The 10,629-nt window shown below is 61.0% G+C and carries 13 protein-coding genes; 6 read left to right on the top strand and 7 right to left on the bottom strand.

The genetic code is table 11. The features are described 5' to 3' along the window. From I5W_RS02440 to nifH, 5 genes are all read right to left on the bottom strand, one after another. A partial coding sequence (locus I5W_RS02440; protein ID WP_044528041.1) for a nitrogenase component 1 occupies positions 1-247 on the bottom strand: 247 nt, incomplete at its 3' end. Positions 248-251: 4 nt separating this feature from the next. Then, entirely contained in the window at positions 252-1,631 is a 1,380-nt protein-coding gene (gene nifE, locus I5W_RS02435; RefSeq protein ID WP_044528040.1) for a nitrogenase iron-molybdenum cofactor biosynthesis protein NifE, read from the bottom strand. An 88-nt stretch (positions 1,632-1,719) separates the two neighbouring features. Then, entirely contained in the window at positions 1,720-3,279 is a 1,560-nt protein-coding gene (nifK, locus tag I5W_RS02430; RefSeq protein WP_044528039.1) for a nitrogenase molybdenum-iron protein subunit beta, read from the bottom strand. Between the two features lie 105 nt (positions 3,280-3,384). Then, positions 3,385-4,839, bottom strand: coding sequence for a nitrogenase molybdenum-iron protein alpha chain (nifD, locus tag I5W_RS02425; protein WP_013234819.1), 1,455 nt, complete (start codon positions 4,837-4,839; stop codon positions 3,385-3,387). 168 nt (positions 4,840-5,007) lie between these two features. Beyond that, positions 5,008-5,886, bottom strand: coding sequence for a nitrogenase iron protein (gene nifH, locus I5W_RS02420; protein ID WP_013234820.1), 879 nt, complete (start codon positions 5,884-5,886; stop codon positions 5,008-5,010). 528 nt (positions 5,887-6,414) lie between these two features. On the opposite strand from nifH, the gene I5W_RS02415 reads away from it, so the two are divergent. From I5W_RS02415 to I5W_RS02400, 4 genes are read left to right on the top strand one after another with little or no spacing between them, the layout of a single operon-like run. After that, on the top strand, positions 6,415-6,846 hold the full coding sequence (locus tag I5W_RS02415) for a response regulator (protein WP_013234821.1): 432 nt from the start codon (positions 6,415-6,417) through the stop codon (positions 6,844-6,846). Positions 6,847-6,898: 52 nt separating this feature from the next. Further along, positions 6,899-7,303: a group II truncated hemoglobin gene (locus tag I5W_RS02410; RefSeq protein ID WP_044528038.1), complete on the top strand. Its 405-nt coding sequence runs from the start codon at positions 6,899-6,901 to the stop codon at positions 7,301-7,303. 9 nt (positions 7,304-7,312) lie between these two features. Then, positions 7,313-7,900, top strand: coding sequence for a hypothetical protein (locus I5W_RS02405; protein ID WP_013234823.1), 588 nt, complete (start codon positions 7,313-7,315; stop codon positions 7,898-7,900). Beyond that, a complete protein-coding gene (locus I5W_RS02400) occupies positions 7,897-8,220 on the top strand; it encodes an FmdB family zinc ribbon protein (protein WP_017453288.1) in 324 nt (107 codons plus the stop codon). Before I5W_RS02405 ends, I5W_RS02400 begins: the two co-directional genes overlap by 4 nt. 4 nt (positions 8,221-8,224) lie before the next feature. Here the strand turns inward: I5W_RS02400 and I5W_RS02395 are convergent, their stop codons facing one another. Together I5W_RS02395 and I5W_RS02390 are read right to left on the bottom strand one after the other, a co-directional pair. Next, on the bottom strand, positions 8,225-9,076 hold the full coding sequence (locus tag I5W_RS02395) for an SIR2 family NAD-dependent protein deacylase (RefSeq protein ID WP_044528037.1): 852 nt from the start codon (positions 9,074-9,076) through the stop codon (positions 8,225-8,227). Between the two features lie 35 nt (positions 9,077-9,111). Continuing rightward, entirely contained in the window at positions 9,112-9,417 is a 306-nt protein-coding gene (locus tag I5W_RS02390) for a 2Fe-2S iron-sulfur cluster-binding protein (protein WP_017453286.1), read from the bottom strand. A gap of 601 nt (positions 9,418-10,018) precedes the next feature. Between I5W_RS02390 and I5W_RS02385 the strand changes: the two genes are divergently transcribed. Together I5W_RS02385 and I5W_RS02380 are read left to right on the top strand one after the other, a co-directional pair. After that, positions 10,019-10,393 carry a hypothetical protein gene (locus I5W_RS02385; RefSeq protein WP_044528036.1) on the top strand — a complete coding sequence of 125 codons (375 nt, stop codon included), beginning with the start codon at positions 10,019-10,021 and terminating at the stop codon, positions 10,391-10,393. A 54-nt stretch (positions 10,394-10,447) separates the two neighbouring features. Continuing rightward, a partial coding sequence (locus tag I5W_RS02380; protein ID WP_044528035.1) for a sugar phosphate nucleotidyltransferase occupies positions 10,448-10,629 on the top strand: 182 nt, incomplete at its 3' end.

The raw sequence follows: 10,629 nt of genomic DNA, 5'->3' as shown, positions 1-10,629 counted from the left end.
CGCCTTTCGATGTTCTCATACCGCCCAGGATGCTGGAGACCTCGTTCATGGCGGTGGTCTGCAAGGGAATCGCTTCGCGGAAATGACGCACCAGCAATACCAGCCCGAAGGAGGTACAGCCCTGCGAACCATGCATGACTGGCATGCAGCGGTTCATGCCCAGGAAGGCATAGGCCGCGCCCAGCGGCTGGCTCATCTTGAGCGGGTTGACGGCCGCGGCCTTGGAGGAAGTCTCGATGATGGCCATGCGGCTACTCCCAAGGTGCGGGTGCGCGCACCTGCTCCCACACCGGGTTGTACAGGGCGCGGTCGATTTCCGACACCAGCGTGATCATGCCCTCATAGCCGGCATAGGCATGATGGCGCTCCTGGTTGATGTCCAGCCAGGGCATCTTGGCCTTGAGCGCGATGAATTGCGACCGTCCGCCCGAGAGCATGATGTCGGCGCGCGCCTCTTTCAACATGGCATACATCTCGCGCGGCGTCATGTCGTCGATCATGTGGGCTTCATCCCCCATGATTTCCTTGATACGCTCCTTGTCCTCGCGCGTCGATTTCTTCACACTGGTGCCGACGATTTCGATGCCGACCTCCTGCAAGGCCGCCACCACTGACCAAGACTTCACACCGCCGGTAATCAACAGCACACGCTTGCCCGCCAGGCGCTGCTTGTAATGCGCCAGACGACGCCAGGCACGCGCCTCTTCCACCGCGATCAAGGCTTCGGTGCGATCCATCAAATCGGCTGCTGCCCCCTGCTGCACCAGCAGGCGTGCGATCTGGCGCAACGAATCGGAGACGTCGCCGATGCCATAGAAAGATCCTTCAAAGAAGGGAATCCCATAACGCTCCTCCATCTTGCGCGCCACGTTGATCATGGCCTTGGAACACACCATCATCGATGCCCGGGCCCGGTGCGAGGAGGCAATCTCGCGATAGCGCCCATCGCCGCTGATGCAGGAAAGTACCCGCACGCCCATGGCATCGAGCAAGGGCGTGATCTGCCACAACTCGCCGGACAGGTTGTATTCGCCGATGATGTTGATGTCGTAGGGCGTCGTGAATTCAGGTTCGACCGTCCCGATCACGTAATCGAGCAAGGCTTCGCCGGCCAGCTTGTTGCCCAGGTTCTTGACCCCGGCAAAGCCGGGCGAATTGACGGGGATCACCGGCTTGCCGAACTTGGCGCTGGCGGCCTTGCAGACGGCCTCGATGTCGTCGCCGGTCAGGGCGGTGACACAGGTCTGGTAGACGAACACCGCCGGCGGATCATATTTTTCGATGATTTCCTTGACCGCTTTGTAAAGCCGCTTTTCACCACCGTAGATGACGTCGAGCTCATTGATGTCGGTAGTAAAACCGGTGCGATAGGTCTGGACACCGGACGAAGCCGCATGGCGGTTATCCCAGGAATTGCCTTCGCAGGCGATCGGGCCATGCACCAGGTGGGCCACGTCCACGATGGGTTGCAAGGCGATCTTGGCGCCGTCGAAGGCGCAGCCGCCGGCAGCGGCCCCCGGCGCCAGCTGCTTGCTGCAGCCGGCCTTGCGTTGCTTCTCCGTCTTGGCCTGGTTCTTCTCGCAGGCCGGTTCTTCGAAGACTTCCTGGATCTTCAGCTTCAAGGCCGTCATGATCGCTCTCCATGCTTACCGGGGTTGCTGCCGAGGTACTACGCATCCCGCCTGGCAATCCTTCCGCCTGGCGGGACGTCCACCGCGCTCAGCGGATGATGTCGTAGGAATAATCAGTCTCGCCGGCCACCACCGTATTGGCATCCAGGGCTTCGAAGTATTCGTCGAGGATCATCACCAGCACGCGCATCGCACCGGCATAGCCCCAGATGGGGAAACGATGGTAGTGATGGCGGTCGAAGACCGGGAACACCAGGCGGATCAGCGGCACGCCGCAGTCGCGCTCGAGGTACTTGCCGTAGGTATTGCCGATCAGGAAGTCCACCGGCTCCGTGAACAGCAGGGAGCGCAGGTGCCACAAGTCACGCTTGGGATAGACCTTGCAGTCCTTGCCGAAGGGAGAGGCATCCAGCAGCGCCTGCACCTTGGCCGCCCATTCGGCGTCGCCGTTGGTGGAGAGGATGTGGGTCGGCTCGCAGCCCAGCTCCAGCAGGAACTGGGTCATGCCGATCATCATGTCGGGGTCGCCATACAAGGCAAACTTCTTGCCATGCAAGTGCGCCTGCGAATCGGCGATGGCGTCGACCAGGCGGCCGCGCTCCAGCTCCAGTTCGGCCGGGATGGGCTGGCCGCTCAGGCGCGACAGTTCCATCAGGAACTGGTCGGTGCCGGCCACGCCCATCGGGTGGTTGAGCGTGACCACTTCCTGGCCCTTCTCGGCGATGTACTTGGCGGTCTTGAGCGTGCTGAATTCCTGGAACACCACGGTGGCCTTGGCGTCGAGGGCCTCAATCACTTCCTGCTTGGTGGTGCCGCCGCTGTACATGCGGAATTGACCATCGGTCGGGGTGTTCCAGACATCCGAGGGATCGCACACGATGGTGCCGTCCACGCCCATCAGCTTGAAGATGCGCTTGACCTCGGGCAGGTTACCCACCACGAAGCCATCGAAACCGCCGATGAAATTGATGCGCTCGTTGGGCTTTCTCTCCAGCGCCGGCACGGTACCGGCCTTGCCATCCCAGAAGTGGGTCAGGATGCCTTTCAGAGCATTGTCATAGCCGGTCACGTGGCTGCCGACGAAGGCCGGGGTATGGGCGAACGGCACGTCATATTCCGCCGGCACGCTGCCCTTGTCCTTGGCGTTCTTGATGAAGGAGTCGAGGTCGTCACCGATCACCTCGGCCATGCAGGTGGTAGAGACGGCGATCATCTCCGGCTTGTACAGGCTCAGCGCGTTGGCCAGGCCGTCGATCATGTTGTTGAGGCCACCGAAGACGGCGGCGTCTTCGGTCATCGATGACGATACGCAGGAGGTCGGCTCCTTGAAGTGACGCGAAAAGTGCGAGCGGTAATACGCCACGCAGCCCTGCGAACCGTGCACGAACGGCAGCGTGTTCTGGAAGCCGACGGCGGCATACACCGCCCCCAGCGGCTGGCAAGCCTTGGCCGGATTGATGGTCAGCGCCTCGCGGGCGAAGTTCTTTTGCTGGTATTCCTTGGTCTTGGTCCATTCGGCCACGTCCTGCACCTTGTCCAGCGGAACGGCAAACTCGAACTCTTCTTTCTTGCGGGCGAACAGTTCGCGGTATTCCGGCTGGCGGAACAGATTCTCGTGGTCCAGAACGCTATCGGCGTTTTGCGGCATGATGATACCCCTTCAATTCAACTGATCAAATGATCCAGGCTCGGGTCGGATGGACGATGAGCGATCGACACAGTCATGCGCCCATCCATCCCGAATCGATTCAGCTCAGGCCTTCCACGGTGCCTTGGCCATGCCCCACACCGGGCTGTTGATGGCCATGTCCATGTCGCGGGCGAAGATGGCGAAGCCGTCATAGCCGTGATACGGGCCCGAGTAATCCCAGGAGTGCATCTGGCGGAACGGCACGCCCATCTTCTGGAAGACATATTTCTCCTTGATCCCGGAGCCGACCAGATCGGGCTCGATCTTCTCGACGAACTTCTCGAATTCATAGCTGGTCACGTCGTCGTAGATCAGCGTGCCGTCTTCCACGTAGTGGGTGGTGCGCTGGTAGTCGTCGTTGTGGCCGAATTCATATCCGGTACCGACCACCTTCATGCCCAGGTCACCATAGGCATCGATCACGTGGCGCGGGCGCAGGCCACCGACGAACAGCATCACGGTCTTGCCTTCCAGGCGCGGGCGGTACTTGGCGATCACGGCATCGGTGAGTGCCTTGTACTTGGCGATGACACGCTCGGCGCCTTCCTTGATCTTGTCGTCGAAGTGGCTGGCAATCTGGCGCAGCGACGCCTCGATCTGGCTGGGGCCGAAGAAGTTGTACTCGACCCAGGGAATGCCGAACTTCTCTTCCATGTGGCGCGAGATGTAGTTCATCGAGCGATAGCAGTGCAGCACGTTGAGCTTGGCCTTGGGGGTGTTTTCCATTTCGGCGAGGGTGCCGTCGCCGGACCACTGGGCGATCACGCGCAGGCCGATTTCTTCCAGCAGGATGCGCGAGGACCAGGCGTCGCCGCCGATGTTGTAGTCGCCGATGATGGCCACGTCATACGGGGTCGCCACGAACTGGTTCTTGTCCGGGTCCATCTTGTCCAGCACCCATTCCTTGATGGCATCGTTGGCCACGTGGTGGCCCAGCGACTGCGACACGCCACGGAAGCCTTCGCAGCGCACCGGCACGATGGTATGGCCCTCGTATTGCTTGGACTTCTTCTTGGAGACCGCTTCGATGTCGTCACCGATGAGACCGATCGGGCATTCGGATTGCACCGAAATACCCTTGTTGAGCGGGAACAGTTCCTGGATTTCGTCGACGATCTTCTCCAGCTTCTTGTCGCCGCCGAAGACGATGTCCTTTTCCTGGAAATCGGACGTGAACTGCATGGTCACGAAACTGTCGATGCCGGTCTTGCCGATGTAATAGTTGCGGCGCGAGCCCCAGGAGTACTGGCCACAGCCGACCGGACCATGGCTGATGTGGATCATGTCCTTGATCGGCCCCCAGACCACGCCCTTGGAACCGGCATAGGCGCAGCCGCGAATGGTCATCACGCCGGGGATCGACTTGATGTTGGATTTGACGTTGCAATCCGACTTGCCCTCTTCCTGGGTGGTCAGGTGCTTGGCGCGACGCTTGGCGGTCTTGTCCGGATAGGCCTTGAGGACCTCATTGATCAATTCCGTATTGCGTGCCGTGGTTTCTTCAACTGTGAGGCTCATGGGCCCTCCGATAAAAATTAGTCGCGGGGGACATACCCGGTCGTATGCCAGTCCGGTAAACAAACCTGCGCTACCCTTTTTCTTGCGGTCCCGGCTGCTTTCGCTTCTGAACACAGAGGCGCGAGCGGCCAGGACCTTGCAGCATCAACAGCAGGCAGACGACGATGCTCAGGCCGCTACTTCAGCCGACTTGCCCACCATCGATTCATCAACGACAGGCATCAGGCCATGCTGCATCAGCAGGTCTTCCAGCTCGTCCATGGTGATCGGGGTGGGGATGGTGCCGTTGCCGGCGTTTTCGTGGATCTTGTTGGCCAGGGTGCGGTATTCGCCAGCCTGCTTGGAATCGGGTGCGTATTCCAGCACCGTCATGCGGCGCAGCTCGGCGTGCTGCACGATGTTGTCGCGCGGCACGAAGTGAATCAGCTTGCTGTTGAGCTTGGCCGCCAGGGCGGTGGCCAGTTCCAGTTCCTTGTCGGTCTTGCGCTCGTTGCAGATCAGGCCGCCCAGGCGCACGCCACCGGAGTTGGCGTACTTCAAAATGCCCTTGGAGATGTTGTTGGCGGCGTACATGGCCATCATCTCGCCGGACATCACGATGTAGATTTCCTGCGCCTTGTTTTCGCGAATCGGCATGGCGAAGCCACCGCATACCACGTCGCCCAGCACGTCGTAGGACACGTAATCGGTGTCATCATAGGCGCCCTCTTCTTCGAGGAAGTTGATCGAGGTGATCACACCACGGCCAGCGCAGCCCACGCCCGGTTCCGGGCCGCCGGATTCGACGCAACGGATGTTCTGGTAGCCGATCTTCATGACGTCTTCCAGCTCCAGATCCTCCACCGACCCGGCATCGGCGGCCAGCGACAGGATGGTGTCCTGGGCCTTGGCGTGCAGGATCAGGCGGGTCGAGTCAGCCTTGGGATCGCAGCCGACGATGAGGATGCGCTGCCCCATCTGGGCCAGCGCGGCCAGGGTATTTTGCGAGGTAGTGGACTTGCCGATGCCGCCTTTGCCATAGAAGGCGATTTGTCTGAGTGAGGCCATTTGATTCTCCTAGAAATAAGCGGTGTAGCTCTGGTGTAAGAAATTAAGATGTCGTTCAAAGCAGTTTTGTCATCACACTTGCAGCCGTTGGGGCGCCGCTTCGAAACTTTTATTGGTCTTCGTCTCAAGTCACGCATTCGGCAAGTCATCGTCGGTGCACACCTCTCTTTGCAAATGCCGTGCCACCATCAAAAAATGATCCCAAGTCATTGATTTAATTGGTGAAATCGGCATTTCGCGCAGCCTCTCAACCCACTTCTTTCTGGTGTTACAAACCGCACAAACGGCACCTGGTCTGTAGGGAACGATACAAGCCCGCATCCCCGACACAACCGTGTACCCAACCACCCTGTTGCTCCCCTCTCGGCCTGCTGGCCCGCAGCCACGGGCCTTGTCGCGCCCTGCTGAAGACAAGCAGAGGCGGCTCGCTGATAACGGGAACGATGTTTGCTATCGGGATGAATGGCAGGGCAAAGAAGGCTGCGCCAAGCGGCCCGGTCAGTGATCCACTCACGCAAGGAGCAAACCATGCAAATCGGTGTAGACAGCCAGCGCGCGGTCGACAACAAACGGGTCTTCATCGTCGACTGTGATGAAGTCAGCGGCTTGGCGCTGCAGTTCATGCTCGCCGACGAGTGCGAAGCGCATCTGCTGGCCGATGTGGACAATGCCTTGCGCAAGGGTCGGGATTGGCCGCCCGACCTGCTCTTGCTGGGCCAGGGCAATCTCGTCAAGGAGGGCATGGAGGTGCTGGCCCAGCTGCGCCAGCAACATCCGGCCTTGAAGATCGTAGTGGTGTGCGACAGCGCCAATGACCGCCATGTTCGCCAAGCCCTGGCGCAAGGTGCCAACTCCACGCTGCTGCGTCCGCTTACGCTGGAGAGCGTGCGCCGCAAGGTCGATGCCCAGCTGGGCCGACGCACGCCCTTGGGCCTGGGCATCGCGGTGACGGTGATGTAAGACCATGTGCGCGACTCGCATCCCCTTGAAGCTGCCGCATCGGGCTACCCCGATGCCGGGCGCATCGAAGTCTGCGCCGCTGGCCAATCCGCATTACCAGCAGATCGGCGGCGAGCCGGTCGTGCGGCAACTGGTCGACCGTTTCTACGCTCTGATGGACCAGTTGCCCCAGGCGGCCGTGGTACGCGCCATGCATCCGGGCGACCTGACCCCGGCCAAGCAGCGCCTGTTCATGTTCCTCTCCGGTTGGCTGGGCGGCCCGCCGCTGTATGCCGAGGCCTTCGGCCATCCGCGCCTGCGCCACGCCCATGCGGGCTTTGCTATCGATGCTGCCGCACGTGATGCCTGGATGGCCTGCATGAACCAGGCACTACAAGAACTGGTACCCGACGAGGTGTTGCGGCAGCAACTGGGTGCCGCATTTTTCAAGACTGCCGATTTTCTGTGCAACCAATAAGGAAACTTCATGAGCACTCTCGCAAATACCCCCCTGGCCGATCTGGACAATGATGGCCGTCTGCTGAGCCCGGTCTTCAAGGGCCCGACCAAACGCAATGGACGCGTCGCCTTCCGTGGCGAAATCGCGCTCAAATACCAGGCCAGCCTGGCCGATGAAAAGCGCCCCCCGGAAATCAAGCTCGACCAGGTGATGACGGTGGCCGACGTGGGAGCTACCACCATTCCTTTCCTGGCCGGCATGGCGCCTTCGCTGGAACATATCAAGCTGCTGTGCGAAGTGCTGGGGGACAAGCTGGCCGCCGATGGCAAATATTTCTTCTTTGCCTGCAACCTGGACATTTCGCTGCGGTTCCAGATTCCTTATGGCGGTGCCACCTTCTACGTGATGCCGCTGGACGAATCGACGGTCTATAACGAGCTGCTGGAATTGTTCCGCATCGAGCGTGGCGATCTCAAGAAACTCGACACCGCCGAAAAGATTCTGGCGGTGGCCGACGGTGCCCTGCGCTTCAAGGGCAAGTTCGAGGAGATCAGCTTCCAGCGCGGGTTGGAGGTGATGGGGCCGATCAAGATCAAGGAAAACCGCCCGGTATGACGTCACAGGGTCGGGCGGCAGCCAGCCATCAGGAATGCTGCCCCACCCTGCGCAAACGCCCCTTCAACACCAGCGAGCCGACCATGCCCCTTTTCGACTTTCTCTGTACCGCCTGCGACACCCATTTTGAAAAACTGGTCCGCGCCGGCGACACGCCAGCCTGCCCGAGCTGCGGCAGCCATGCAGTGCTGCGGCAGGTATCGGCGCCGCAGGCGCCGGGCAAGAGCGCCGGCATCCTGCAGCGCGCCCGCGCGCAAGCCGCCCGGGAGGGACACTTCAGCAATTACCGTCCGTCGGAACTGCGCAACAAACTGAAGTGAGCCATCACACCGGCAGCCCCAGTTGCGCACACAGCAGGGCGGAGAACTCCGTCGTTGCCATGGGCAGCACCTCGATACCATGTTCCTCCAGGAAGCGCTGTTCATTGCGCGATGGCATCTCCGCCAGCACCGCCCAGTGCCGCGCCGACGAGCGCTTGGTGATCTGGTGCGCAAAACTGCGCTGCAACTGATCGTTGAAGCGGCAGCCGATGAACAGGAAATGACGGCCGTGCCGCAGTCCCTGCACGTGTGCCGGAATCGGCGTCTGGATGTCGATCTCGGTGAGCACTTCGACGAAATCGGAGTCCGACACCAGATAGTTGGCGGCCGGTGCATGTGCGCCGATAGGCTGATACAGCAAGGTGTTCCAGCTCGACGCGATGCTCTCCTGAACTGCCTGGCCGGCGCCATCGTAATACTGGTACCAAGTACCGAAGTGCTCGGACTGCGACAACCCCTGCACCTGTCCCCAGTCATCCCGCCCGCTGGCCAGCATGGCGCTGCGCATGGCATCGTCATACCAGAGCGCGACGATCATCGGGATCTCCGCCATGCCGGCCAGCACCTGCTGTAGCGGCAACGGCGGCACAGTGGCAGAGAATGCCCCCTGCATCAGTTGCACCAGGCTCTTGCGATGCTTGAAGTTCTCGATGAATTGCGCAGTCGCCGTGAGGCGGTTGCGGATCTTGTGCGGCACCGTGACCTGAGCGGACAGCAGCGCCGCCAGTTTTTCCTGTGAATCCGGCAGCGGGCAATCCGGCACCTGCGTCAGCAAGCCCGGCCCCAGGTAAGGAATGAGCTCCCCCTTGGCGAGTGCATCGAACAGGTCTTGCAAGGTGTCCTCAGTGGTAGGCATGGCGATGGCTCCTCGGCGCAGGTGGGCAGGCTGGTTCAGCGCCCGGAGGCGAAATTGAGCAATTCGAGGGTGACGTCTTCCTCGCCCACGATCACCTGGCAGGCCAGGCGCGACTTGGAACCGACGCCCACGATGCTGTCGAGCTTGGCGTTTTCAGCCGGGGTGGTACGCGAGACGCTCTTGCGGCCTTCCAGCACGAAGATGTGGCAGGCGCCGCACTCAGCCTTGCCCTGGCACTTGTTGGCAATGGCTTCGCCAGCCTTCATCACGGCGGCCAGCAGCGTGGTGCCGATGCTCACCTCGATGGTCTTGCCGGAGGGTTGGATAGTAACGACGGGCATGGTCAGGACTCCTTTGTGGTGGATGCGGTCAATGAGACCGGAGAGGAAAAATGGGACAAGGCGCGGCCCGCGCTCAGTAGATCGCCGCCCNCGCGCCGACATTGCTGGAGGCATCCTTGGCCGCCTGCACGATGAAGTGCACTTCGTCGGTATTGAGGTGCCCGTGCAAGGGCAAGGCAATGCAGCGGTCAGCGATCTTCTCGGTAAGCAACAGGTCATGGATGTCGGAAACAGCGCACGACCCTGACCGGGCCAACTACGCTGCCGCCTCTTCTCTGCAAGCGCCGGGCGCAACAGATGAGGTCATGGTAGGAAAACAGGCCGGCGCAAGCTATCGGACAGCGGCCCATTTCCTTGTAGGACAAGCCCGCCATGTGCGGCTGTCGAGGCAGCCGCACATGGCCGCGCGCACCGTCGAGTCTTCCTCTTTTCCTACATGGCAAAAAGAGCCATTCCTATAGAGAGGAAGCGCGAGTTTTCTTACTCTTGCTTCCCATAGGCGCAGTGCGGCATACGACAGCGTGCAGCACAGCGCAGCCCCGACCGTGCAGCAGTGTCATCGCCGCATTTGCCGCCCGACTTTCAGAGAGAGCCGCCCATCATGCCCAGCACCGAATCCAGCGCCCGCCAGACGCCCTCCTTCGCCAACTCCTTTGCGCTTCATGCATTTGGCACGGCAGCGCAAGACCAGGGTGGCGCCGAGTTTGCCGAGCACTATGCGCGTTATGCCCGCGAGTCGGCGCAACTGATGCAGCAAATCTCGATGAAGGCGCCGCAACTGGCTTCGGTGCTGGAGCAACTCAATGAAGGCAGCCTGCCGCGCAAGATCGACCTGGCGCAGCCATCGGCCGGCACCGAGCCGGGTGCACGCGGAGCTGGCCTCTTGCAGGCCATCGCCGGGTTCTGCCACCGCACACTTGCAAGCGTGACGCTGCTGTTGCAACCCAAGATGTTCAAGAACAACAAACAGGCCTGAAGCATCACGCCATGAAGGTGCCACGTCCTTCCATTCACTCAACCTGGACCTACCATGAAAAAAATTACCAAAGCCGTCTTCCCCGTCGCCGGTCTCGGCAGCCGTTTCCTGCCTGCCACCAAGGCACAGCCCAAGGAAATGCTGCCCATCGTCGATAAGCCGCTGATCCAGTACGCCGTGGAAGAAGCGGTGGAGGCCGGCATCACCGAGATGATCTTCATCACCGGCCGCAACAA

It is taken from the genome of Herbaspirillum sp. B65 (assembly GCF_000333555.1).
Classification (GTDB): Bacteria; Pseudomonadota; Gammaproteobacteria; order Burkholderiales; family Burkholderiaceae_D; genus Herbaspirillum; species Herbaspirillum rubrisubalbicans.
Note: the sequence above shows the minus strand (reverse complement) of the source record. Positions and strands in the feature narration are given on the sequence as shown.